Below are 24,515 nucleotides of genomic sequence, written 5' to 3' on the forward strand. Positions count from 1 at the left end.
TCGTGCACGTTGAGCGCCTCAGCGCCACCGTTCGTCATATGCGGCTGCAGTCAACAGCCCCGCCACCCACTCGGCCGCCGCCTTCTCTCCCGTAAACATCTGTCGCGAGTTCGCTGCCGTGGCGGGCGTGCACTCTCGCGTGTCTCTCAGCAGGGCCCGAAACTGACATCCGTTGACTCCTCGAGTGCCACCATCGAGCTAGAGAAGCTCACCCTTCCTATGACACGCTCGTGGGCTGACAATTTCGAAGAAAGCAAGATCCAGCCGCCTGCGGCAATCAGACTCGACCGAGGGTCAATCCGTCACCTCCTTTCACTAGCTCTCGTCATGCGAGTGCTAAGGTTTTCATGTGACTGACAACGACAAAGCATTGGTGGCCGCGCCGAGTGATTTGGTTCAATCAGTGGTGCGTGCGCTTGGACTCATCGATATCATCGCCGAGTCTGACGAGCCCATGCGGGCGAAAAGCATCGCTGAGCGAGCGGGGCTTCATTTAGCCACGACGTCGCACCTACTGTCGACCCTTGTACATGTCGGGTACCTCAGCCGGCGCGGCCGCGAGTACACGATTTCGAGCCGAAAGATCCTCGGTCTCAACGCCAAGATTGAGGATGCCTGGCGACCTAGTAGGCGTGCGACCAACCTGCTTGCGCGGGTAGTGGAACGCACTGGCGAGACCGCGTACCTCTCCGCATGGCACGAAGGGAACGTAACGATTGTCTCGGTTGAGGACGGAACTCATGCCGTCCGAGTCGCTGACCTGCGTGTAGGGATTTCCGGCGACATCCACGCCCGCGCCTCTGGGAAGGCGCTTCTCGCGTTCGGCCATGAAGACGAAGTCAGCCGGCTCGGGGACGAGCAGGGAAACCTTCCACGACGCACTGATCACACACTCGGGAAGCTGTCGGCACTCGAAGAGAACTTGTCTGAAGTGCGAGAGCGCGGGTATGCCATCGACATGCAAGAGTACGTCGAGGGAGTCTGCGGCCTGGCTATCCCGCTCTTTGACGGACTGCGACGCCCGCGCGCTGCACTTTCCATCACTGCGCCGGTTGAGCGCTTCACCGACCCGCGTCACTTCGATCTGTACGTCGACGCTATTCTCGAAGCGAAGCGGGCCGACGCACAGTCAGCATGATGGATGGCTTTTGGTTCAGGCGTACCCGTAGCGGCGAGCCTTGCGGGCCCATTCCGCAGCGTCGATGGCTTCCATGATGGGCACGTAGGCACCGCCTCGCTCACCCTCCAGCAACTCGCCCCTCGCGACCAGGTCGAGTTGCTCCCGGAAACCGGCTACAGCTCCGTTCACTGTGTTGATCACGAGGAGGATCTTCACCCCCGCCTCCTCGAGCTGTGAACGTTGCTCGAATGTTGGGTTGCGGACAGTAACCATCATGTATTGCCCTGGCACCTTCGCACTCAGGGTCGGAAGGTCCAGTAGTGGATAGCCAACCGGATACAACATGTCAGCACCCGCGGCAGAATACGCTGTCAGCCGCTCCGCAAGATCGTCGAACCCTCCGACGCTCATCGCGTCCGACCGGGCGACGATCACGGTGTCGGGCGATGTCTTAGCTTCGACGCACGCACGGATGATGTTGCTCATCTCCTCGATGCTGCGCAACTGCAACTTGGGTTTCCACCGTTCGCCCGTCGTCTTCGGCGTCCAGAAATGCTTCGTCGCCGGAATCATGTCTTCAACGAGGAGCGCCGCCACCCCCGCCTGCTCGGCCAGCTGGACTCCCCGATATGCCTGCAGCGGCGATCCTCCAGCGTCGTCGAAGTCGAGGATGAGGGGGATGTTAGTGGCGGCTGTCACGCGCCTGCCCGCCTCGATTAGTTCGCTCTGAGTGATGAACCCGTTGTCGGGGATGCCGTAATGAAAATTGGAGTAGGTTCCGCCCGCGAGCACGACTGTGTCAAAGCCAGCCTGCTCCACCAATCTGGCGGAAAGTGCGTCATACGCCCCAGGCGCGAGGATTAGTTTGGAGTCGGCGAGCAATTCGCGAAGCCGTGCGGCAGGTTTCACAGGTGCATCCCTCTTCTTCGGGTGATGATGTGGCCGGCCGGATCGGTTGACCATGGTGGTCGGCGCGGCATAGCCTGTATCTTAACACGAGAGCCACTTTCGTAATAGGTAAGTATGCTGATGCCCAGAACGTCGATGACGACGAGAGGAACACATGTCGCTGAAGGATGCGCAGCAGGTCGATGCGGAAGCCAGCGTTCTCACCACCGAGTCGGGTGGCGTGCGGATCATCACGATCTCCCGTCCCCTCAAGCGCAACGCGATTGACCGGCCGACGGCGCTGGCCCTCGCGAGTGCCTTCGATGATTTTGACGCGGACGATGCACACAGCGTGGCGATCCTCACTGGGGCTGGTGGGTACTTTTCGGCAGGGGCTGACCTCGTTTCCGTGTCACGCGGCGAGCTGCCTGTGCTCGAGGGACGCGGATTTGCGGGGATCACCCGCCGCCCGCCGCGTAAGCCGGTCATTGCCGCAGTGGAAGGATTCGCGTTTGCAGGCGGATTCGAACTCGCCCTTGCGTGCGATCTGATCGTTGCGAGTTCGGCGGCGACTTTCGCTTTACCCGAAGCGAGGCGTGGACTCATCGCCGCCGGTGGTGGCCTGCTACGCCTGCCCGACCGTATTCCGTACCATGTCGCCATGGAAATCGCGCTTCTCGGTGAACCGGTGTCATCGCCGCGGTTGGCTGAACTGGGCCTTGTTAACCGCTTGAGCGAGCCTGGAGAAGCGTTGAAGGTTGCGCTTGAGCTTGCTGAGAAAATTGCTCTCAGTGGCCCGATCGCTACGCGTACGGCAAAGCAGATCATATGCGCCTCGAGGTACGCCGAGACCGAGCAGCAGTTCGCCGACCAGGAAGTCCTCGTCGCACCACTGCGCGGTGCCCCTGAGGCTCAGGAAGGTGCGCGCGCCTTTATCGAGCGTCGTGAGCCCAGCTGGGTGACTGGGCGCTCGGTCGCCGCGTCCGGCAGCGACCCTGAGTCCTCGCCCTCCCGTTGAAGTATCCCCTTTAATCACCGACCTCAGTGGCAGGCGCCATCATCAGAAAGGTTAGGTATGCAACCCGTTTCCTATCAGAAGCTGCACTTCGGGCCATCGCGCACGGAGTTCCATGTCGGAGTCGATGTCGACAGGATGCGGCGTGAACGCGCCGAGAGAATGCGGTCGGTACTTCGCGAGAAGGGCATCTCGGCCATCCTCGTTACCGGCGCCGACAATGTGCGTTATCTGACTGGTTTCTGGTGGGGCGAGTTCTCGCTGCAGGTCGGCTATGCGCTGTTCTTCGCCGAGGGTGAGACCATCCTTTTCGCGCCCGCTGGTTCCTTGCAGCAGATGCCTGACCAGGCCCCGTGGATCACCCAGTGGCGTCCGGCCATCGCTTGGCTGGGGGGTGTCGCCCCAGCCTCTGCTATTGCTGAGCTGTCCGCCGACTTCGCCGAGCAGATTCGCGAAGAACTTGCTGCTCGATCGCTTACCGGGGAGCGCCTGGCCGTCAGCGAGATCGACCAGGCGGGCATGAATGCGCTTGCTGACGCCGGAATCGAGACAGTCCCTGGACTGCCCCTATTGCTGGAGAGTTCAACGATCAAGACTGTCGACGAGATCTCGTGCATCGCGATGGCGGCGAGCCTGAGCACCGTCGGGTTCGAATTCACTCGTGCCTCCTTGCGACCCGGTTCCAGGCAGGCCCCGATCGCCATTCAGGCCAGACGCGCGATGGAGGACGCCGGGGCTGAGAACGGATCCGCTCGATTGCTGTCTGGACCCCTGTCTTATCAGCGCGGCATCAGTGGTGGTGACCGCATCGTCGAGCACGGCGACTTGGCTTACCTCCTGACCTGCGGTACCTCCTATATGGGCTACACAGCATGTCTCTACCGCCAGTACGTGGTGGGCCGGCAACCGTCGGCGAAGGAGAAGTCGATGTACACGAAGCTCACGGACCGCCTGGATCTTGCTATTTCACTCATGCGCCCCGGTGCCAGCACTGCGGATGTGGCTGGGGTCTTGCAGTCCGCAGAGGATATGGGCTATTCCTCGGAGATCGAATGCTTCAGCATCGAGTTGGGGCATGGCATCGGCCTGGTGAACGTCGGATCCCGTGCCATCCATTACAACCCCCCGACCATCACACGGTCGTGGTCTCTGACGCACCCGGAGGAGATCAAGGAGGGGATGGTAATTGCCATCGAGGGTATCGAGGGCGAGCATCGCCAGGGCGGGGTCCGCCTAGAGAACCTCGTCATTATTACAGCGGACGGCGCACGGCTGCTCGATCACTATCCGCGTGATGAGGTCATTCAGACGGCTGGTTGAACACGGTAATGCCAGACTGCCCACCGCACCGGGGCGGGCGATGAGAGATAGGCGACAAATGACACTGGTCGATGAGGTCCAGCCGCGCGATGCCAATGAGAGGACGGTTCTGGGGTACTTCCGCCACATGAAGCGGAAGCAGTGGGACGAGTTTGGCGAACTGTGGAACGACGATGCCGTACAGCAAGCGTTCTTTCGTCCGGACGGCCTCGACAACTTCATCCCCGAGCGATTCGTCGGTCGCGAACCTATTCTCGCGCACTACCGTAAGGCGATCGCGAACAGGCGGGAGCACGAGTTCTGGATCGATGTCCTGCATCGGACGGAGGACCCCGACATCTTCGTCGTTGAGTGTCGTGGACGCAGCGTCGTGGGCGAGAACGACCGTGTGTATGAAAACCGGTATGTATTCATCTTCGAGCTCCGTGACGGTCGCATCGCTTACCTCAAGGAATACGCTGACCCACTACCAGTGATGCGTGCCTTTAGCGGAGCCTTCGACTGATGGATTCCGGCGAGCCGGCAGAGGTACGCGGGCGCATCCTGCCACTCACGGATGCTCAGATGGTGGAGTTGTGGGACAAACAAGCGCTTCACGATAACCTCATGACCTACGTCAGGGGAGCTGACCGGCACGATATCGAGGCGATCAGGTCCACGTATTGGCCAGACTCATGGGACGACCACGGTGGTTTCGTCGGCACCGGACCTGGTTGGGCGGACGCGGCGCTTAGCTGGCATGATGCCGTTCACAGCTGCAATCACCATGTGAGCAACGTCCTCTCCGAGATTGACGGCAATCGTGCGAAGCGCGAATCGATGTTTCTCTGCGTCGTACCGTTTAAGGAGCCTGATGTGACGATGTACCAGGCCGGACGGTATCGGGACCTGTGTGAGAAGCGCGACGGAGTATGGAAGATCGTGCACCGGACCTGCATCTGGGACTGGGTCGATGTGCGCCCGACCAACACGACAGGATGGGACCTGGTGAACGTCCCTCGCATTTCTCACTGGGGCGATTGGTTTCCGCAGGATCCCATCTACAAGGAGTGGGACGCGCCGGCCGCCACGGAGTTCCATCGGGGCCCGTCTCCGTCCCACGCCACTCCCAGCACCTGACTCGTCGGCGCGCGCGGTAGTCGGCTCATGCCCGCGAGGGCTATTGGACTGGTCCGTGATCAGCAGAACGACCCAGTGACGCTATATGAGACGCGTTCCGCGCAAGCAGCATTTGAGGATTGGCTGCGAACGGACGACCAGGTTCTCGGCACCAGCTCGCGAAGGATCTGCGGCCGGCTCTGACCTCGCGGCGCCGGAATTTTTCCTCTTATCAGCGACGACCATTCGCGAACGGAGCCCGGTGACAGCCCCCGGGATCAGCGGTGGATCAAGCCAGGGATAGCCGGATTGATCCGCCGCTGATCCCCGCCGCCCGAGACCGCCCAGCATGCTCACCAGGCGCGCACGATCTAGATAATTACTGGGCGGCCAGGTTACATCGCTCGTCCGAGTGCATTCACGATGCTCGGCAGGATGGTCACGACTCCGCCCCTCGCCGGCTTCGCAAAAGGGTCGATACCGAAATTAGAGCCTCTCAGTTGGCTGCAGCGTCGAGGTCGCGTCAGCGCCCAATACACTCGGGTAGCTCGCGGGTGATACCCCTCCAGAGCGACGCGTGATCGACGACGCGGAGGCAAGCAAACGCTCTTTGGCTGCATTGATGTACTCGAGGGTCGGCTGTTCGGGCAGGTTCACCAGCATGATGCCGGCCTGCGCGTGCTGGGCGGAGTCGAAGATTGGAGCAAACATGAACTTGACGTTCGCTGCGGCAGTGTCGTCGACCAGTGGGTTGAGATTGTCTACGCCATCGATTTTGGCGCTAATCTCTACGATCTCTCGCTCCAAGCGGGGCGTTTGGCCGTGCATAGCCATCGCATCGAGCGCGGCAGCTGCTTCGCTGGTGTGATTATCGGCCCAACCGACCATCCAGCCTTCGCGCCTGATGCTCTCTAGTTGAGCGAGCAGCCCGTCGCGCCTCTCCCCGTCAACCGGTACTGGGGACGATTTCAGCCAGGAGTCAACCGCTTCAGGGGACTCCCAGGCGTTGAAAAGCTGCCCGAAGAGCGGCGGAACCATGGGCATGGATACTCCTACCAAACTGGTAGGAGCACGATCTTCGCCACCCGCCGAGGCCACGACGATCTGCCGATCTCCCTCGACCGCGATAAGGCGGCATACTGCCCCGACCGCATTCGCGAGCTCCTCCATCTCTTCGCGCGCACTGTCTGCCAGGCGGATCTGTTCGGCGAGACCTTCCCGCGCACCGATGACCATCGATTTGGAGGCGAAGGCGCCGTACCCTCCTTGGAAGAAGACCAGGGGAAATGTCGGATTCGTGACCGCCATATCGGTCACGCGCCCGATAAAGATGAAGTGATCTCCGGCCTCAAAGATCGTCTCGGGAACACAGTCGATCCACGCCACGGCCCCGTCGATGACGGGAGCACCCGACGGTGAGGGATGCCAGGCGATGCCTTTGAAGCGGTCGCCTTGTCTGGCGCTCATTTGTCGACACACGCTCTCCTGAGCTGCCGACAGGATATTAATGCAGAACGAATGGGCATCACGGATCAAGGGGAAGGTCGAAGAACCACGGTCTGGGAGGAATCCGATCAGGGGCGGGTTCAGGGAGACAGAGGTGAAGGTTCCGACGACCATTCCGATCGGGTTACCTGCGTCATTGATTGCCGTGACGGCGGCAACGCTTGTCGGAGAGTGACCAAGGATGTCGCGAAACTGGCGCGGATCGATTTCTGTGCCCTGCATGGCGGACTCCTTCATGAGGTGAATTTGGTTGTCTTGTTGTCATGGCCGGTCGTGTAACGCTCCGACCGGGTCTAGCTCAGTCCCCGGCCAGGCGCTTGTCTGGCGGATTTTCGGTTGCAAGACGGCCTCCCCGCAGGTGACCGGTGCGGCCACTGACGGAGTCACTTGCTGCGCAGCATCAATGGCGTGTAGGTCGGAGATCGTTCGCGGCGCCGCGATGCTCCAGAGGATGACGAACAGGGCGATGGCAACTGCAGACGCGATGTAAATGACGGTGAACGCCGTTTCAGGTATGAAGCCGTCCGGGCCGGGCGCCAAAAGATTCACGACGATCGCCACGGGGACCGCAGATCCCGCGAACTGCACGATGTACTGCAGTCCGATGGTGACTGCCATGTTGTCCTGACGTCCCGCTGCAGCGATCAAGGTGTATCCCGTCGTCAGGACGCACATGATCGTGAGCGCGTAGACGAAGACCCACAATGTGAGCTGCCACACTTCGTCGCGAGCGAAAGTGAAGCCCAGAAAGGCCCCGATACCGCCGATGCCGCTGACGAGCAAGAAGATACGAGGACCGAGGTGGGTAATGCCCCAGCCCGTCCAGAAGTAGCCGACCACAGACCCCGGAATGATCGCCAAGAGAACATACGTCGACTCGAGCGTGGTGAGGCCCAGCCCGAAACCCGAGCCTGTTGGCGTCTGCAGCAGAGCGGGGAGGGCAATGAATATCCCCTGGCCTACGATGGCCGGCAATAGGATGCCTGAGTACCCGACGAGGGCCTGACGAACATCCATGTTGCGAAACGACACAACCGGTTCGCTGGTGCGGCGCTGCTGGATGATCCATGCGACCAGCACGACGGCACCGACCAAGACCGAGCCGACGACCAACGGGGACGTCCAGCCCAGCGACGGCCCCTCGCTCACGGCCAGAAGGAGGGCTGTCACCCAGACACCCAGGCCAAGTGATCCGAACCAGTCGAAGCGAATGTCGGCGCCGTTGTCCACTGGGCTCTCGGGAACGATGAGGGCCAACACGAGAAGGATGCCAAAGAGCGCGAACGTCACCCAGAAGACTGTCTGCCACGGCAGGCCGAGCTGGACGATGAAGCCGCCTACGACCATTGCTGCCGGGGAGCAGACCGCCATAACAAGCGACACCGCCAAGGCGACGCGTCGAATCAATTGAGAGCTCGCCTGCGGACGCAGCAACCCCCAACTGAGAGGGATGGTGACCGCCATTCCCATGAGCAGGCGGCCGACAACCAGTGTTACGAATCCGCTCGAGGTTGCGGCCAAAGCGGCCCCGATCATCGCGAGGATCGTTAGAGCGATCAGTACACGCCGGTGACCAAAAACATCGCCCATTCGTGCGCTGAGGCTGACTGACACGACGATGCCGATCATCAATGCATTGAACACCCACCCCACCTGCGCTGATGTGAGCTGCGATTCTTCTGCGATCACGCCCACGAGTGGAGAGAGCGACCCGTACTGGATGTCCAGAATTATCCCGCTCAAGAGCAGGAGCGACACGACGACCGGCACGCGGCCTCCGCGGGTCAGGGTGAGGGGTGCGTGCGTCATCGGTGACTGCCTTCCAAAATTCGGTAGTGCACACCGCGCGAACGGACCGTGGCTGCGTGCCCCCGTAACGATAGGCCTCTGGAGCGAGTATCGAGCCACAAAAGAACGCCAAAATCTACGTAAATCATGTCAACTCGCTTCGACGCTCGGTGCGGGGGCAGTCGCATGACACCTGCGCGTCAGCGCGCCGTCCTTCGCACAACGCTGCTCAACGCCACCGCAGCGATGAGAACGCCGCCGTTGAACACGTCGGCCCAGGTGTAGGCCACGCCGCCGACGACGAGCCCCGAAGCCACGTAGGTCAAGCACAGGGCGCCGATCACCGCGCCCCAGATGTGGAAGCGGCCGCGCGAAATGAGGACGGTGGAGAGAAATGCCGCAGAGTACGCGGGCAGGAGAAAGCCATCCGCGGCCCCTTGGATCGCTGCCTGCTGAGTCGCCGCTAGCATGATGCCTGCCACGCCCGCGAGTAGACCCGTGATCGTGAAGGCGGAAAGGGTATACCTCGATGAATTGACACCTGCGTAGCCCGCTGCCCGCGGGTTCGACCCCACGGCGTACAGATTGCGTCCGAAGGTGGTGTAGGTCATGACGATCCACAGAAGGGTGGCAAGCACCAGAAAGATCACGACGTTGACGCTGACGAAGTTCACGATGCCGGATCCGAACACTGCGAGCAGTGCAATGGCTGCGATGACCAGCAGGATGGCGGCGCGTATCGGCTTGGATACCGTTGAGGGAATGGCACGCCCGTTGATGGTGTGCAACAACGCCGCGATTAGCATGACGGCTACAACGATGACTACCGGTGTTGGTGCTGTGTTTTGGAAGTCACCGAGGAATGCGTGAAACCATTCCGGCAGGGGATGGTCGGTTGGCGAAGGGTTGAGGCCCTGCCCGCCTTCGGAGTACACCCGCGCCAGCCCGAGCAGCACACCGCCGACGCCGAGCGTGGTGATGAAGGCATTGATACGGAACTTCGTGACGAGGATGCCGTTTGAGAATCCGACGAAGCTGGCGAACGCCAGGGTGATGAGGATGCTCGCCCACATCGGTATGTCGTTGCGGTAGTTCAGACCGATAACGAGGTATGCCGAGAGCGAGGCGTTGTAGGCCACGCTCAGATCGAACTGCCCGACGGCGAGTATCACCACGACACCGAGCGTGATGATGGTGGCTGGTATGGCCTGACTGAATTCCAGCATCCGTTGGTTCGGGTTGTAGAACGATTCCCCCAGCCAGAGGTAAAACACCACGAAAATCAGCAGGAAGAGTACGGGACTCCCAAACAGGCTGATCAGTTCAGTGGGCGTTGCGCCGGCTACTTGAAAGCTCCGGCGTTTGCTCGGAGGCTTGCTCGCCGATCCGGAGCTCCCGCTGGAAGCATGGTTCGCCTCGATAGCATTGTTAGTCATTGGTCTCTTCGTTCTCTCGGGCGTGCTCAGCCGAGCGCGGACCGGGCATTGCAGAAATCTGCAACATCCTCCGGCTCGATCCATGTCTCTACGTGACCGTTGTCGTCGATGACGACAATCCGGTCGGCGAGGGCCTCCAGGTCTTCCATGTCGGAGGACACCACCATGACAGCGCATGCGTTGTCAGCAAGCTTTCTGACGAAGGCGTAGATCTCGCGGCGGGTGGCGACATCGACACCTCGGGTTGGTTCACACAACACCACACAGCCGGGGTCGTCAGCGATCACCCGACCAAGCAGTGCCTTCTGCTGGTTTCCTCCGGACAGGGTCGTGATCACCGCATCGGTGTCACGGGGGATCACGTTAAGATCGTGCGCAGCTGCCGCGATGGAAGCGCGCATTTTCGACAGATTGATCAACCCCCATCGGCGCCAGCGGTTGGAGTTCCCGACCGACATGTTGAACTCGACCGTCAGGTCGGGGAACGTTCCATCCGCGTCGCGGTGTGCCGGCAGGCACGTCACCTTGGTATGTCGGCGGGTAGTAACCCTGCCCTGCCGAGCGTGGAGGGCGCCCGCGACGAGATACCCCACATCGTGAAAGCCCGACACCGAGGATCCGGACACACCCGTTATCTCGCCTTCTCTCAGCGTCAGACTCAGTGGACCGATCTTGTTAACGCGCGCTTCTTCCAGCTCGACGACGATGTCGCCCGGCGCGCGACCCGAAGTGTCGCGTCGTCCTACCTCGACCTGATTGCGGCCGCTCGAGATGACATCCACCAGGTAGTCTCGCGTGACTCCGTCATCGGCGCGATCCATGGCGATCTTGCCATCGACGACCACGACGTAACGGTCCACGTTGCCCAAGACGTCCTCGAATCTGTGGGTAACCATCATTACGGTGGCGCCGCTTCTGGCAGCGGTCCGCAGGTGCTCCACAAGCCAGGATGCTTCCGCCCTCGGGAGGCTGGCTGTGACCTCATCAACAATGATCAGGCCAGCACCCTGTGACCACAGCTTCGCGGTCGCGATCAGCGCTCGTTCACCGAGCGACAAATCGCGCACCAACGTGATCGGATTGACCTCGGAAAGTCCGACGAACTCGAGCAGCTCGCGCGCGCGGCGATCCTCCTCGCTAAAAGAGATGAGCCCTCTCGATGGGACGTTTCCGATGAAGAGGTTCTCGGCGACGCTCATGTCGTCGAAAAGACCGAGATCTTGATGAATAACACCTGCCGCTACGCCTTCGCCAAACTGGATAGATCCGCCGTCCGGAGTGAGAACACCGGCGAGCAATTTGATGAGTGTGGACTTTCCGGCACCGTTGGGTCCCAGCAAAGCGATGAACTCACCGGGGCCGGTAGTGAGGTCGACTGAGTCGAGTGCGGTGTGCGCCCCATAACGCTTGGTAAGCCCACGGCACTCGACCGTGGGCGCGCCACCAGTGGACGGAAACTGTCCGCTGGCGGCGCGATTGACCGGCTCAGTCATCAGCCGTTCATTTCCCATACCTTGGAGAACTTTTCCTCAAGACCATCCGGCACCCAACGACCGTCGTCGTTGACGAATCGGTCGGCGTTCTCGCCCGTGATCGGCGCGATCGGCAGGTCGTTATACGCGACCACGGGTTGAGAGTTGAAGACCCGGGCGAGAGTGTCGACATCGGCGTAGGAAACGAAGTTCTGCGAGACCATCGTGTCGCCGTAGAGCAGAGGGTAGAACTCCCCCTCCTTGATCTGAGTCGAGCTAGGCGCGTCACCGTAAGTGTTGAAGATCTTGAAATCGTCGCGCCCGGACTGCTCTGCCAGTCGAACGAGGGGCGTCGCGGCAGCAGTGAACGGAGTAATGACTGCATCGAGCGATCCTGCCGGGTACTCCCGCAGCAAGTTGGCGTACGACGCGGCGACTGGCTTAGCCAGATCAGCCAGGGTGTAGGTGACCTCGACGACGTTACAGTCAGGGCACCCCTCCTTGAGCAACGGGATCTGGATGTCGTTGGCCGCACCGACGATCGCGTTACCGGCGTCGGTTACCACTGCGATCGTGGCGTCGGGCTTGTCCAACGCCGCCAGCACGAGCTCGGTCTGCTTCTCAACGGACGTCTCGACAGTTGCGCCAATCACATACACGCCTTCCGAGGACTCCTCCGGCGCGCAGATGTTGCAGACGACTGGAATGCCGGCAGCGCGCGCGGAATCAATTGCGCCGGAGACCTGAGACGGGAAGATGAAGTCAAGGACAATCCCATCCACGCCCTTCAGCACGGCCTGCTCGATCAGCGTCGCCTGGGCACTGGGCGTGAATTTTCCATCCAGGGGGCCCTCGACCGTCCACCCCGACGACTGCAGGATGCCTAAGCGCTCCTGTGCGACCTCGGACGCTCCGCCTGCAGCGAATCCGCCGAGGATATAGGAGATCGTGCGATCTCCGTCGACCGTGGTGGGCTCTTCCGGGTAAGGGAATTCGAATTCCTGGCTCAACACCTCTTCCAGTGCCGCACTGCTACCCGGCGCACCGGAGGAGCTTTCCCCGCCACCGCTGGATCCGCCGCCACCCGCCCCGCAGGCGCCCAGTGCGAACATGGCGACAACGAACGTTGCCCCCAGCGCGAGACGCCGTGTACGGGACCCCGAGGCTCCCTGCCTTATCGATCGACTCATCTTCTATACACTCCTTTGTGTTTCGAATCTGTACTGCATGCACGGGATCGGCCTGATGGCGAACCGGTTACTGTCTAGCTTTTCGGGCGCTTCGTCCTATGCGGTCTGCCGCCGGGAGCACCCTCACCCAAAGCTCAGGAAGCTTGACTACTACGGTGTGGTCCATCGGGTGCCGGCTGACGAAAGCTACCGACTGGTGATCACAGTAATCACATGACGCGTGTTTTACAACGGTTCTGCAGCAACCGTTACTTTTCCTCCCATGCCCTTGACGCCCCATCTCTGCGTCCTGTTGTGTAGCATGACGAAAGTTACTGGCGCGAGACGAGCATCACACTAGGAACGATGAGGTTTCTCATGACGAGCTTGCTGCGCCAGCCTCGCCAAGTGCGGGTGCAGGTGCGGCGGGACGCGGCGCGTCCTCCTTAGGTGAGCACCGAACCACACCCTGCCTGTGCAGTCCTGGTCTGAAGTATCCGTTTACGTATTAAAGGAGATGATTATGCCCGCGACGCAGTTCGAGGATTACAAGGATAAGTACGAGCACATCAAGCTCGAGCGGGATGCGGAGGGCATCCTGCTGGTCACCCTCCACACTGATGGCAGTGACGTGCAGTTCGGTCTTCCCGTGCACGACAACTTGGCCGCGGTGTGGAGCGACATCGGACGTGACCCCGGGAACCGGGTCGTCATCCTCACCGGCGCGGGCGACACCTTCATCGACAAGCTGTTGCCCGAGGGAGACACGATCACCCCCGAGGTGTGGATGCACCTGCACTCCGAAGCCAAGCGCCTCGTGCTGGACCACCTCGATGTCGAGGTCCCTATGATCGCCGCGGTGAACGGTCCCGCCCGCATCCATAACGAGCAGGCGCTTCTGTGCGACATCATCATCGCGTCGGAAGATGCCGTGTTCGCCGACAACTCCCACTTTCCCGCCGGCGTCGTGCCTGGTGATGGCATGCAGATCATCTGGCCCCTTGTCGCCGGATTCAACCGCGGTCGCTACCATCTCCTCGTCGACGAAGACCTCGATGCCCACACCGCACTCCAATGGGGCGTCGTTAACGAAGTGGTCCCGAAGGACCAGGTCGTGCCCCGCGCCTACGAACTCGCCCGCCGCATCGCGAAAAAGCCCACCCTCACCCTCCGCGCCACCCGTAACCTCATGGTCAGCGAACTCAAAAAGGTCATGGTTCAAAACGTCAGCCACGGAATGATGACCGAGGGACTCGTCGCCATCGGCACTGGCTGGAAACCCATTCCCCTGCCGGGCACCGACAACGATTCCACCACCGCCTGACACACCCGCACCACCGGGACAACGAGTCGCTCCCATGTGCTTGAACAGGGGCGGCGTAACGGGAGACACCATGAACGACCTTGTCCGTCCATTTCAACTGTCGATTCCGCAGAGCGATCTCGACGATCTACACTCGCGGCTTGAGCGCGTCCGCTGGCCCGATGCGCAGACGGTGGCCGACCACAGTCAGGGGCCACAGCTGGAAAAGATCCGTGCGTTGGTGGATCACTGGCGGGATAGCTACGACTGGCGTGTCTGTGAAACGCTGCTCAACGATTTCGGGCAGTACAAAACCGAAATCGACGGGCTGGACATACATTTCCTGCATATCCGCTCTCCCGAGCCGGACGCCCTGCCGTTGCTCATGACCCACGGGTGGCCGGGCTCGGTTCTGGAGTTCCGCGACGTGATCGGGCCCCTGACCGATCCGGTTGCGCACGGCGGTAAAGCGTCGGACGCTTTCCATCTCGTCATTCCATCACTGCCCGGTCACGGCTTCTCCAGCAAGCCAACGACCACGGGGTGGGGAATCGAGCGCACGGCGAACGCGTGGGTCATCCTGATGGAGCGCCTCGGTTATACCCGGTGGGCCGCTCAGGGCGGCGACCGCGGCGCCCAGGTCGCGCTGGCCCTCGGTTACCTGCAGCCCGAACCTCTCGTCGGCATCCACCTCAATCTCGCGCTGTTCGTCCCGACGGACGAGGAAATCGCCGCCGCCACGGCCGAGGAAAAAGCGATGCTGGCAGATTCGCAGTACTACATGGACCACATCTCGGGTTACAACAAGGTGCATTCCACGCGGCCGCAGTCGGTAGCTTATAGTCTCGCGGACTCCCCCGTGGGCCTGGCTGCATGGATGTACGCGATGTATCAGGACGTCTCGGACAGCGACGGCCATCCCGACCAGGTCTTCTCGCTGGACTCGATGATTGATGGCGTCATGTTGTACTGGCTGCCCAATGCGGGCCCGAGTTCGGCCCGCCTCTACTGGGACGTTGAACGAGAGTCGCCGTGGATTGCGACAGCAGAGAAGCCTGTGCCGACTCCGACGGGTCTCAGTATGTTCCCCGGTGAAAAGGGGCGCATGTCGCGTCGCTGGGCCGAGTCCCGCTTTTCCCGGCTGGTCCACTTTGAGAAGTCGGACAAGGGCGGGCACTTCGCCTCGTGGGAGCGGCCCGAGGAATTCGTCGGGGAGGTGAGAACTACCTTCCGCGGGTTGCGAAGGTAGGACACCCCATGGATTCTCTCGCCGCAATGCCCGGAACAGGGCCGTCGACCTCACCGCTGCCGGCGATCCAGCCCGTCCGCGCGGCCAAGTCCGTCAAGGACCTGCCCGCGGATCGCGATAAACACGAGGACCACGAGGAACAGTAGGAACAGTAGGTGCGGGAGGCATCCGGCTGAGCGTCCGCTACCGTTGGCACCCTCCCGCTATTGCCTCGTACCCAAAGTGGGCAACTCCACGGCGGAGAGGTGGGCTCCATCAAACACCTGCGTGCCACGAACGACGGCCTCAGCCCCCCCATCGACGAAGATGAGCTGGCCGGTGACGTATGTGTTCTCCTCGCCGGTGAGCCAGGCCAGCAACCGCGCAACCGCGACCGGTTCCGCCGGCCCCCCGCCAAGGCGAATCGGGATGGCGCCGTACAGGCTCGCACGCCCTTCGGGGGTGGCGAGGTAGGGGGCCGTCATCGCCGTAACGATGATGCCGGGGGCAACGGCGTTGAGAGGGATTCCCGCTGCCGCCCAGTCGTCCGAGATCGATGCCTCGCGCATCCATTCCGCGATCGAGCGCTTAGTCGACGAGTAGATCAAGTGTTTCGCGTCAGACTTTGCCAACCGATCCGCAATCTTTATCGCGAGCGGCTCGTCGCCCGCACGCAGGGCGGCGAGAAGCTCAGGATCGTTGCCTTGCAAAGTCGCGAACGACGCCACGACCGCTGCCCGCGGGGTCGCTGAGGCAGACAGCAGCGGTCGAAGCGATTCCAGCGTCGCGATGGCGCCGAAATGGTTCACCCGGACGGTCAGCCCCGAGAACGATGCGACCCCGGCAACCGCAAGAACAGCGTCGATGCCTCGACCCCCAGAAGCCTGCGCTACGAGGTCGGGAAGCGCAGCACGCCCCTCTTCGGTCGACAGGTCGGCATCAATCTCGCTGCCGCGTAGATCGACGCCGATGACCCGCTCGCCACGCTCTTCCAGCAGGTGCTTTGTCGCCAGTCCGATTCCGGAGGCCGCCCCGGTCACCACGTACGTCCTACTCATTGAAACTCCCCTGACTTATCGATTCGGCGTCCGGCGGTGCAGTATCCAGACTTTCTACACGAGCAGGCGTATCACGACACAGCCGTGCACGGCGGGCTCATTCAGATCCCCGGCGACTATGCCAGCGGGGTCCTCCTAGCGGGCTACCCCGCGTGTTGCCGCCGGACAGTTCCGCCGAGGGATGAGCAGTTGTCACTTCTGACCTGGAAGCCTGATCGGCCGCTCTGACGCCGTTCCCCTCGACAGTCGCCCACGTCCGCGATGAGTTCGCCGGCGCCGACCTCGGGCAGCCGTTGTGAGCGGTCCATATGGCTGCGGTCTTCGGCTGGAGCGATTCTCTCAGGCCAGCCGATGAACCGGGAGCTAGTCGCGCGGCACGCCGCCTGCGACCACCGGCAGGACGAGACGCGAAGGCCGATTTCGGTCGTGAAACACGCGCTGGTGCGCGACGCGGATCGTCGTCGCATCGGTCTCCGGTTCTCCTGTGTTGAGGTTGCGATCCCACCTCGGGAAGTTGCTGGAGGTGATATGGGCCCGAAGCCGGTGACCAGCCCGGATGACGATCGAGGTGGACCAGAGGTCGATCTCGACCTCATCGGCGCGACCGGCCTCGGTGTGGACGCGCGTGATACCGTCAACGAGGTTGCGGGAGATCCCATGCTCGTCGACCTCGCACAGGCGGGCGACCCAGTCCGTCGATACGCCATCGGTCGAGACATGAATCACCGCACGAACTCGTCCGGTGATCTCGAGGTCGGCCTCCAACGCTTCGGTGGTGAAGACGAGGACATCGTCCCGGGCTTCCGCGTCGCGCTGATCGTACGGACCGCCCGGGAACTCGCTCGAGAAGGACAAGCCGCCGCCACGGGTGATCACCGGATGGGCGGGGTCGTAGATGTAATCGGACGCAGACTGATCGGCCGTCGGAGCGCTCCACGACAGCGCTCCCTGTTCGGCGAGATACAGCTCCGTGTCACGGGCGCGCTCGAGAGGCCAGGTGGGCTCGGCGCGCCACTCGTTGATGCCCATGACAAAGATCAGCACGCCCGATTCGTGAGCCTCCGTCGCGGGTTCGCCCTTCAACCAATGGTCGTACCACTCGCGTTGTATCTGGGTGTAGGAGCGCCCGCCCGGCGCCTGTGCGAGCAGACCGAAGTTTATGTCGCCCACTTGCCCCCCGGGCCAGGCAAACATGATCGTGGTGTGAGCCCATGGCCCGATGATGAGGCGAGCGGGGCGGCCCGCCGCCTGCATGCCAATGTAGTTCTCCAGCGAGCCCTGCAGGAAGCAGTCGTACCACCCCGCGAACGACAGCGACGGCGTTTGGATTTCATCGTATCGGCCTGCGACGCGGGAAGCTTCTGTCGTCGAATGGTCTACGAAAGCGGATGCCACGCCGATATCGGGCTGGCCGCTGGAAACCATGACGGGCAGGGCCGCCGACGGCAGTTCCCAGAACCCCTCCGGTACCAAAGAATCGAGCTGTGTGATTCCCTCCAGCGTTCGCGTGCCCGCCTCCTCGGCGGACAGTCCGATCCGACCGTACTGTCCCAGCGCCTGCACCATTCCCCACCAGTTGTTCAGACCGAACTCCTGTGCCCCGCCGCGGAACATGAGCCCGTCGTCGGGGTCGCTCCACGTAATCGCCGGGGCGATCGCCTTGAGGTGAGGTGCTCCCGAGATTGCAGCACTCCATTGGGTGCTGCCGTGATAACTCGCGCCGAACATACCGACGCGCCCGTTGGTGTACGGCAGAGCGGCAGCCCACTCGATGGTGTCGTATCCGTCCGACCGCTCGTGATGCCATGGCCGCCATTCGCCCCCAGACGCGAAGGTTCCCCGCACGTCCTGGTTGATGAGGACATAACCGGCGCGGACCATTTGCTTGAAGTCCAAGACCGTGTCGATCAACGTGGACTTGCCGTACGGCGTGCGGTGCACGAGCACCGGGAACGGGCCATCGCCCACCGGCCGGTACACGTCCGCTTTCAGCAGCGTCCCGTCGCGCATCTCGACATCAACGTCGAACTCGATCTCGATCTCGTGCACTGTGCTCTCCAAAGAAATGGCCCCTACGTGCCGTTCGAAATTGCAGAGGCGTTAGGCCGTCGAGACGCTCGGTGTGTCCGCGCCGACGACGTATCCACTCAGCTTGCCGTCGAATGCTTCCTCTGCGTAGCGTCGATAGGCCGGGAAGCCGCCGGCGAAGGCCACTGGTCGACGAGGCTTTCCGGGGATGTTAGCGCCCATCCACCAACTGTCTGTCTCTGGGATGAGTGTGGCACCGTAGATGTCCCCGACGATGTTCGTCCACCGTTCCTCGCTCTCCAATGAGACGTCGATGACTGGGCGGCCGGAAGCTTCGAGTTCCTCAAGGACGCGCAGGATGTACTCGACCTGGAATGCGCCCAGTAGCGGTGGCGAGAAATGCACCCCAGGGCTCTGCGCACCGTTGAGAAAGAACAGGTTCGGGAAGCCGCTCGTCATCAGACCGAGCTGCGTCCGCGCGCCGTGCGCCCAGTGCTCACTCAGCGACAAGCCACCGCGCCCGCGAATATCGATCGACAACGCTGCACCACTGCCGGCATCGAAACCGGTCGCCAAGACGAACACATCGAGCTGGTGGTGTGCCCCGCTCTTGAGAAGGACGCCGTCCTCGACCACGCGGTCGATCGGGTCGGCCTTCACATCGACGAGCTCGACATTCGGGCGGTTATAGGTCTGGTAGTAGTTTGTGTCTCCCGGGGGGCGCCGGGTGAGGGGTGGGTGAACCGGGATCAGCTTGCGCGCAGTTTCGGGATCGTCCACGAGCTCCCGAATCTTCTCCGAGAGGAAGTCGCGCAGGTGCGCGTTGACCTCCCGGTCGCGGATGACGTCGGAGTAGCTGCGGCCGAGGTGGGGCCCGCCTGCGCGCCAGCGCAGCTCCCACTCCTCGTACAGCTCCTCCCGCGACAGCCCGGCACCCACACGATCCTTCGGCGGGTTGAGAACGTTGCCGACCAGCACTGCGCCAGACCCGGGTGAGGCGTACTCCAACTCTCGAATCATCTCGTAGTTGTCGTGCACCCACTTCTGGTACTCCGGAGGCATTGCCTGGTTCCGCAGCGGCGAGCACCAGTTGGCTGTGCGCTGGAAGACGGTGAGGTGTTCCACGGTGGGCGCGACCGTCTGGATGATCTGCACCCCACTCGCTGCGGTACCGAGCACACCCACACGCTTACCGGCCAGGTTGACTCCGGTCTCCGGCCATGCGGTCGAGTGCAGGTACTCTCCGGTGAAATCGGTCAGGCCGGGAATCTTCGGGACGTTCGGTACCGACAGGAAGCCCGTGGCCAACAGCAGATACCGGGTAGTGAATTCTCGCGCCGAACCGGCCCGCTCGAGGACGAGATTCCACCCCTCGCGCTCACTGTCGAACGCCGCGGAGGTCAGGCGCGTCTCGAGCTCGATCCCATCGCGGAGCTCGAGGCGGTCTACTACCCAGTTCATGTAGGAAAGTAACTCGGGCTGACTCGCATACTTCTCGCTCCACTGCCAATCACGCTGAAGGTCAGGGAAGGGTAGCGAGTACTCAAGGCTCTCGATGTCGACACGGGCACCGGGGTACCGATTCCAGTACCACGTGCCACCAACACTCGGGGCGGACTCAAACACGCGTACGCGAAGCCCGGCCTGACGCATCTTGTGCAGTGCGGTAATTCCGCCGAACCCTGCTCCGATGACGACGACATCGAAGTCAAAACTGTCGGACTGATCAACCATTGCCTTGCCCTTTCGAATCAGCGAATGACGCTGCATATGGTGACGCGAAGGTGCCGCGCGTCGAAGTCGATGCCGATGGTCCTGGATCAACAGAGCCCGGCGGTGCCGCAGTGGTATGGAGCACGGATGCTCCTTCAGCACGAATCACGAAACTCCCTCGTTTCAAAAATCTTTCGCCCTACGAAAGCAACTTTCGGCATTTACATGACAACACGGGCATTACCGCCTGTCAACGGGACGATCGGCCGGTATAGACGAGGAGCGCTTGATCTGCCCTGCCTGGCCGATCTGCCGTGACCCGTGCCAGTACATGGCCGTCCGGCCTGACGAGGATGGCCTCATCGTCGTCCACGTGATACGCAGACGCCCAGTCCGCCCCCGCTTCCGCGTAATCACCGTCAGGACCGAAAGAGATCGAGAGGTAAGGGATCCCCCACTCCTCGGCCTGGCGTGCGACCCCGGCCGCTGGTCTGGACCCAACGTGCGCGAGGATGACGAGTTCCCGCCCGAAGAGGTCCAGCACCGACTTTGTACGCTCCGCGTCCAGCCAGATATGAGGTGCTCGCTCACCGACGGCCGCGGTCGGGACGAAGTCGCCCACGGGCCAGCTCTCCTGCGTCGGTGCATCGCCCGCGACCGCTCCGTTGTCGTACCGGAACCCGATGTCGAGCCCAGGGTGAACGAAGTTCTCGGGCCGGAACGTTCGGGGCCCACTGTCGCGATTTCCAATAATCGAGTGAAAGTTCTTTACCGACTCGACCGTGTTGAACTCGGCGACGGGCTTGCGCTCCGTCTCGTACGTCTGCAGGAGCGCAGGGTCGGCCCACCCCTTCAGCACGGCTGCCAACTTCCAGGCGAGATTGTGTACGTCCTGCACGCCGGTGTTCTGGTTGAACCCGCCATAGGGGGGCATTACGTGCACGGCGTCGCCCGCGAGCAGGACGCGTCCTGCCTTGTAGCGGTCGGCGATCCAGGCGCCCACCGTCCAGGTGCGCGCGTCGTCAAGTTCGACTTGCTCGTCGGGATCGCCGAGCGCACTGTGGATCTGGGCGGTCCAATCAATCTCTTCGAAGGGAATCTGGTCCATGATGAGCGGTCGCCCGAGCATCGCCACGCGATCGGTTGCATCCACGGGCGCGATCACGACCGACCCGACAGTGTCAGGGTTGTCGATGTAGATGAAGCTCGAGGGATCGCCGGTGCGGCGCCGGATAATCGGCGACCGAAACAGCACGCTGACCGCGGTCTGCAGGTTCAGCTCGCCCTTCACGCCGATACCCAGCGCTGAACGCACGCGGCTGCCAGCACCATCGGCGGCGATGACATACTTCGCCGTCACCTCCGCCGTCTCCGACTCTGTGGCAATGGACAGCTCGACCTGATCACCATGGTCTACCAGGTTGGACGCTGTCGCGCCGAGGATCACCCGGACACTGGATTCGGCGGCGACCGCGTCGGCGAGAATCGGCTCGAGCGCGTCTTGGGAGCAGAGCACTTTCTCGAGCGTTTCCGGGCCAAAGGTGGTGTCAGCGGCGCCGTCCGCTCCCGCGCCACTCGGGACGATCATCCGCCACGGTGAAACCACGTCACGCCCCAGGTGCCGCTTCGGACCCCCGGGAAGAGCGGCCGCCCGAACTTCCTCGGCAATGCCGAGGCTCCGAAACACCTCCATCGTTCGTGAGGTCACTGCGCGCGAGCGGGGGTGATGCGATCGCTCGGTGCGGCGCTCGATCACCAGGGTGTCGACGCCGAATCGGCCCAGCAGGAGCGCCGCCGACAGTCCGACCGGGCCGGCGCCGACGATGACGACGTCGGCATTAAGTGGCAATGCCGTGCTCATATCGGTCATGCCCGGGCCTCTGCAGCATCCGATGCCGGCTCAACGGCCACCGACACCACCGCATCGACGACGGTCACCGTGCCGGACGGGGCGTCGGTGAGGATCGGGTTGAACTCGAACTCGTGGATGTCGCCACATGCCTCAGCCCACGAGACGATATTCATGACGGCATCAGTGAGGCGCTCGAGCGTGCGAGAATCAGTGTCGTTTTTCAGCCCGGCGCTGACGATGCGCACTTCGGAGATAGCCCGACGCACCTCGTCGCGTGCGAGCGGGAAGGGGATGATCACGATGTCGTCGATCGCCTCGGTGAGAGCACCGCCCGCACCGATCACGAGCACGGGACCGAACTCCGGGTCCCGGCGAAGGCCGACGAGAACCTCGGTCTTACCCGGCGCCATCGTCTGGACCGAGATCGACGACTGGTCCGTGAGGAGCCCGACGATTTGGGTGGCAGCGGTACGAGCGGATTCGGCATCCTGAATGCCAATGAACACGCCTCCGGCGTCAGCCTTGTGCAGGATTGACTCGTCGTCGATCTTGATGGCGACCGGAAATCCGATTTCTTCGGCGGCTGCCACTACCGACTCGACATCGGCGACGTCGCGGGTCGCCGGCACCGGTACACCGGCCGCTGCCAGCGACTCCGATACTTCGCGCCACGTCAAGTTCCGGATGTCGGATACCGCAGGGCGACGGAATGTGGAGCCAACGACCTCGCCGCGGCCCGCCCGTTCGGCCTGCACGCGAGCCCAGGACGATGCCGCTGCGACAGCGTCGAGGGCCCTGCCCGCCGTGGGAAGTGCGACGATTCCTGCACCACGCAGAGTGGCCGCCTGCTCCGGAGTGACGCCGTCGTCTTCCGACAACGGCACCACGAGCACCCGGACACCGGACGGGATCGACATCTGAGCGAGCCCAGCGGCAAGCTCGTCGAAGTCGTGCGCGAGACGGGTCGCGGTGACGATCAGCCACCCGCCCGTCGTGGCATCAACAACCTGCTCGAGAATGCGCAGGTAGTCGGCGGTGCGCGGTTGAACGCCCACATCGACCGGGTTGCCCAGATGGGTTGCCCCGATCGTTTGGGCAATCTTCTGGAGCGCATTGGCATCGATTTCACGGAACGTCAGGCGGCGGTCGTCGGCCAGGTCGTTCCAGAGCACCGCCTGCGCGCCCGACGTCGTGACAATGGTGAGGTCGTGATCGGAGTCGACGAGTCGGCCGTGGAATGCGTCGAACACCTCGGCCACGTCGAGCAACTGCTCAGGCGAAGTGCTGACTGTCCCGAAGCGGTGACGAAGCACACTCTGCGCGACACGACCGCTACCGGCCAGCTTGCCGGTGTGCGACTGAGCGCCCAGAGCGCCCCGTGCCGAGCGGCCGAGCTTCAGTATGAGCACTGGGATACCACGTTCGTCCGCCGCAGTCGCAACCGCTTCGAGGTCGTCGCTCGGACGGAAACTCTCCACGATGCACACCAATACGTGCGTATCGACGTCGGCCGTGAGCCAGGGCGCCCAGTCGGAGAAGCCGACCGAGATCTCATTACCCGAGCTCGCCCAGGCGCTGATTCCGCTCGTACCACGGGCAATGAGTGACTGCATCAGCGCGTTGCCGAGGCCGCCGCTCTGCGTGAAGAGGCCGACGCTGCCGACCGGAATGGCAGAGCGTTGCAGCACTGAGGAGAAGGTCGGGGTCAGCGAGCGACCGACGTGCATGTAGCCGATGCAGTTTGGGCCAATCAATCGCGTATGGCCCTGCGCCAGCACGGAGCGCACCATGTCGACGCGGTCGAAACGACCGGCTTCACCGAAGCCGGTCGCGAACGCGACGGCGAACGGCACTCCTGCCGCCACGCACTCACGTAGGTCCTCAATCATCCGATCTGCCGGACCGACGAGAACGGCCACGTCGGGCACCTCGGGCAAGTCGGAGATCGACGGTACGGTCGGAATGCCGAGCACCTCGTCATGCACGCTGGTCACGGCATAGTATCGACCACCGAAACCGAGCCGGCTGAGATAGTCGAGAGTTCGACCTGAGGTCTTCCACGCATCCCGAGAGGGCCCCACGACGGCGACACTCTCGGCGTCGAGAGGATTGGTGATTCGCGGGCCGGGCCGAACATGGTCGTTCACTGCGCGCTCTCTCCGGTCCGGCGGATAGTGCCGGGCCTGCGTTGGGAAGGGATCTCGATGGCCTCGATGACCACGTGAAGATCGCGCTCGGTATCAAAGTAGGCGAAGCCGCCGTCACCGTTCTGCCCGTACCCCCGTGCGGTCTGGGTAACGATATACCCGGCCTCCGCCATGATGGCGATGGCTTGGTCGAGGTCATCGACGAAGACACCGAGGTGGTGCAGGCCGACACGACCCGAATCGAGGAACTCGTGATAGATGCTTGGGCCGGCCAGTGGCTGGATGAGTTCTATCTGGGGGCCGGAGCCAGACATCGCGAGGTCCATCGCGAAGCGCCCGGGCTCACCATGCAGCTCCGACCAGTGCAGGAACTC

Annotated in this window: 20 protein-coding genes; 8 read left to right on the forward strand and 12 right to left on the reverse strand. The window is 62.5% G+C overall.

Features of this window, described 5'->3' with window-relative positions:
* Positions 1 to 349 precede the first annotated feature (349 nt).
* Entirely contained in the window at positions 350 to 1,138 is a 789-nt protein-coding gene (locus CXQ97_RS17415) for an IclR family transcriptional regulator (protein ID WP_104182153.1), read from the forward strand.
* Between the two features lie 15 nt (positions 1,139 to 1,153).
* Here CXQ97_RS17415 and CXQ97_RS17420 read toward each other — a convergent pair whose 3' ends face one another.
* Positions 1,154 to 2,029, reverse strand: coding sequence for an oxaloacetate decarboxylase (locus CXQ97_RS17420; protein ID WP_181035135.1), 876 nt, complete (start codon positions 2,027 to 2,029; stop codon positions 1,154 to 1,156).
* A gap of 154 nt (positions 2,030 to 2,183) precedes the next feature.
* On the opposite strand from CXQ97_RS17420, the gene CXQ97_RS17425 reads away from it, so the two are divergent.
* Genes CXQ97_RS17425 through CXQ97_RS17440 form a run of 4 tightly spaced genes read left to right on the forward strand, consistent with a single transcriptional unit; the run spans position 2,184 to position 5,462 of the window.
* A complete protein-coding gene (locus CXQ97_RS17425; protein WP_104182155.1) occupies positions 2,184 to 3,026 on the forward strand; it encodes a crotonase/enoyl-CoA hydratase family protein in 843 nt (280 codons plus the stop codon).
* 57 nt (positions 3,027 to 3,083) lie between these two features.
* On the forward strand, positions 3,084 to 4,343 hold the full coding sequence (locus CXQ97_RS17430) for a Xaa-Pro peptidase family protein (RefSeq protein WP_104182156.1): 1,260 nt from the start codon (positions 3,084 to 3,086) through the stop codon (positions 4,341 to 4,343).
* 58 nt (positions 4,344 to 4,401) lie between these two features.
* Positions 4,402 to 4,848, forward strand: coding sequence for a nuclear transport factor 2 family protein (locus CXQ97_RS17435; RefSeq protein ID WP_181035136.1), 447 nt, complete (start codon positions 4,402 to 4,404; stop codon positions 4,846 to 4,848).
* Entirely contained in the window at positions 4,848 to 5,462 is a 615-nt protein-coding gene (locus tag CXQ97_RS17440) for a nuclear transport factor 2 family protein (protein ID WP_104182158.1), read from the forward strand. The genes CXQ97_RS17435 and CXQ97_RS17440 overlap by 1 nt, the downstream gene beginning before the upstream one ends.
* Positions 5,463 to 5,927: 465 nt before the next feature.
* On the opposite strand, the gene CXQ97_RS17445 is transcribed toward CXQ97_RS17440, so the two are convergent.
* The 5 genes from CXQ97_RS17445 to CXQ97_RS17465 all read right to left on the reverse strand — a co-directional run bounded on the left by CXQ97_RS17445 (position 5,928) and on the right by CXQ97_RS17465 (position 12,755).
* Positions 5,928 to 7,169, reverse strand: a complete 1,242-nt coding sequence (locus CXQ97_RS17445) for a flavin reductase family protein (protein WP_181035137.1) — start codon at positions 7,167 to 7,169, stop codon at positions 5,928 to 5,930.
* A gap of 39 nt (positions 7,170 to 7,208) precedes the next feature.
* Positions 7,209 to 8,756: an MFS transporter gene (locus CXQ97_RS17450; protein WP_104182160.1), complete on the reverse strand. Its 1,548-nt coding sequence runs from the start codon at positions 8,754 to 8,756 to the stop codon at positions 7,209 to 7,211.
* Between the two features lie 179 nt (positions 8,757 to 8,935).
* The gene (locus CXQ97_RS17455) at positions 8,936 to 10,171 is read right to left on the reverse strand and encodes an ABC transporter permease (protein ID WP_181035138.1); all 1,236 of its coding nucleotides are present in this window, start codon (positions 10,169 to 10,171) and stop codon (positions 8,936 to 8,938) included.
* 26 nt (positions 10,172 to 10,197) lie between these two features.
* Positions 10,198 to 11,664 (reverse strand): ATP-binding cassette domain-containing protein, encoded by a 1,467-nt coding sequence (locus CXQ97_RS17460; protein ID WP_181035139.1) that lies wholly within the window; start codon positions 11,662 to 11,664, stop codon positions 10,198 to 10,200.
* Positions 11,664 to 12,755 (reverse strand): substrate-binding domain-containing protein, encoded by a 1,092-nt coding sequence (locus tag CXQ97_RS17465; RefSeq protein WP_181035140.1) that lies wholly within the window; start codon positions 12,753 to 12,755, stop codon positions 11,664 to 11,666. Before CXQ97_RS17465 ends, CXQ97_RS17460 begins: the two co-directional genes overlap by 1 nt.
* Positions 12,756 to 13,335: 580 nt before the next feature.
* Here CXQ97_RS17465 and CXQ97_RS17470 point away from each other — a divergent pair.
* The 3 genes from CXQ97_RS17470 (at position 13,336) to CXQ97_RS19990 (ending at position 15,510) form a co-directional block, all read left to right on the forward strand.
* Complete coding sequence (locus CXQ97_RS17470; RefSeq protein WP_181035141.1) at positions 13,336 to 14,136, forward strand: enoyl-CoA hydratase/isomerase family protein; 801 nt, start codon at positions 13,336 to 13,338, stop codon at positions 14,134 to 14,136.
* Positions 14,137 to 14,206: 70 nt separating this feature from the next.
* Positions 14,207 to 15,364 carry an epoxide hydrolase family protein gene (locus tag CXQ97_RS17475; RefSeq protein WP_104182171.1) on the forward strand — a complete coding sequence of 386 codons (1,158 nt, stop codon included), beginning with the start codon at positions 14,207 to 14,209 and terminating at the stop codon, positions 15,362 to 15,364.
* Between the two features lie 8 nt (positions 15,365 to 15,372).
* On the forward strand, positions 15,373 to 15,510 hold the full coding sequence (locus CXQ97_RS19990; protein ID WP_181035142.1) for a hypothetical protein: 138 nt from the start codon (positions 15,373 to 15,375) through the stop codon (positions 15,508 to 15,510).
* A 57-nt stretch (positions 15,511 to 15,567) separates the two neighbouring features.
* Here CXQ97_RS19990 and CXQ97_RS17480 read toward each other — a convergent pair whose 3' ends face one another.
* The 6 genes from CXQ97_RS17480 to CXQ97_RS17505 all read right to left on the reverse strand — a co-directional run.
* Positions 15,568 to 16,401 carry an SDR family oxidoreductase gene (locus tag CXQ97_RS17480; RefSeq protein ID WP_104182165.1) on the reverse strand — a complete coding sequence of 278 codons (834 nt, stop codon included), beginning with the start codon at positions 16,399 to 16,401 and terminating at the stop codon, positions 15,568 to 15,570.
* Between the two features lie 363 nt (positions 16,402 to 16,764).
* Positions 16,765 to 18,450, reverse strand: a complete 1,686-nt coding sequence (locus tag CXQ97_RS17485; RefSeq protein WP_104182166.1) for a CocE/NonD family hydrolase — start codon at positions 18,448 to 18,450, stop codon at positions 16,765 to 16,767.
* 51 nt (positions 18,451 to 18,501) lie between these two features.
* Complete coding sequence (locus tag CXQ97_RS17490; protein ID WP_104182167.1) at positions 18,502 to 20,199, reverse strand: NAD(P)/FAD-dependent oxidoreductase; 1,698 nt, start codon at positions 20,197 to 20,199, stop codon at positions 18,502 to 18,504.
* Between the two features lie 193 nt (positions 20,200 to 20,392).
* Positions 20,393 to 22,012, reverse strand: coding sequence for an FAD-dependent monooxygenase (locus tag CXQ97_RS17495; RefSeq protein ID WP_104182168.1), 1,620 nt, complete (start codon positions 22,010 to 22,012; stop codon positions 20,393 to 20,395).
* Entirely contained in the window at positions 22,009 to 24,141 is a 2,133-nt protein-coding gene (locus CXQ97_RS17500; RefSeq protein ID WP_104182169.1) for an acetate--CoA ligase family protein, read from the reverse strand. Before CXQ97_RS17500 ends, CXQ97_RS17495 begins: the two co-directional genes overlap by 4 nt.
* Positions 24,138 to 24,515: VOC family protein (locus tag CXQ97_RS17505; protein ID WP_104182170.1), on the reverse strand; the 378-nt coding region annotated here is incomplete at its 5' end. The genes CXQ97_RS17505 and CXQ97_RS17500, both read right to left, overlap by 4 nt.

Origin of the sequence: Arthrobacter sp. B0490 (assembly GCF_002929355.1) — a bacterium.
GTDB lineage: Bacteria > Actinomycetota > Actinomycetes > Actinomycetales > Micrococcaceae > Arthrobacter_D.

Coding starts and splice junctions, on each gene's coding strand:
- CXQ97_RS17425 (WP_104182155.1), top strand. CDS start 2,184: ATGTCGCTGAAGGATGCGCAGCAGGTCGATGCGGAAGCCAGCGTTCTC.
- CXQ97_RS17430 (WP_104182156.1), top strand. CDS start 3,084: ATGCAACCCGTTTCCTATCAGAAGCTGCACTTCGGGCCATCGCGCACG.
- CXQ97_RS17435 (WP_181035136.1), top strand. CDS start 4,402: ATGACACTGGTCGATGAGGTCCAGCCGCGCGATGCCAATGAGAGGACG.
- CXQ97_RS17440 (WP_104182158.1), top strand. CDS start 4,848: ATGGATTCCGGCGAGCCGGCAGAGGTACGCGGGCGCATCCTGCCACTC.
- CXQ97_RS17445 (WP_181035137.1), bottom strand. CDS start 7,169: ATGCAGGGCACAGAAATCGATCCGCGCCAGTTTCGCGACATCCTTGGT.
- CXQ97_RS17450 (WP_104182160.1), bottom strand. CDS start 8,756: ATGACGCACGCACCCCTCACCCTGACCCGCGGAGGCCGCGTGCCGGTC.
- CXQ97_RS17455 (WP_181035138.1), bottom strand. CDS start 10,171: ATGACTAACAATGCTATCGAGGCGAACCATGCTTCCAGCGGGAGCTCC.
- CXQ97_RS17460 (WP_181035139.1), bottom strand. CDS start 11,664: ATGACTGAGCCGGTCAATCGCGCCGCCAGCGGACAGTTTCCGTCCACT.
- CXQ97_RS17465 (WP_181035140.1), bottom strand. CDS start 12,755: ATGTTCGCACTGGGCGCCTGCGGGGCGGGTGGCGGCGGATCCAGCGGT.
- CXQ97_RS17470 (WP_181035141.1), top strand. CDS start 13,336: ATGCCCGCGACGCAGTTCGAGGATTACAAGGATAAGTACGAGCACATC.
- CXQ97_RS17475 (WP_104182171.1), top strand. CDS start 14,207: ATGAACGACCTTGTCCGTCCATTTCAACTGTCGATTCCGCAGAGCGAT.
- CXQ97_RS19990 (WP_181035142.1), top strand. CDS start 15,373: ATGGATTCTCTCGCCGCAATGCCCGGAACAGGGCCGTCGACCTCACCG.
- CXQ97_RS17480 (WP_104182165.1), bottom strand. CDS start 16,401: ATGAGTAGGACGTACGTGGTGACCGGGGCGGCCTCCGGAATCGGACTG.
- CXQ97_RS17490 (WP_104182167.1), bottom strand. CDS start 20,199: ATGCAGCGTCATTCGCTGATTCGAAAGGGCAAGGCAATGGTTGATCAG.
- CXQ97_RS17495 (WP_104182168.1), bottom strand. CDS start 22,012: ATGACCGATATGAGCACGGCATTGCCACTTAATGCCGACGTCGTCATC.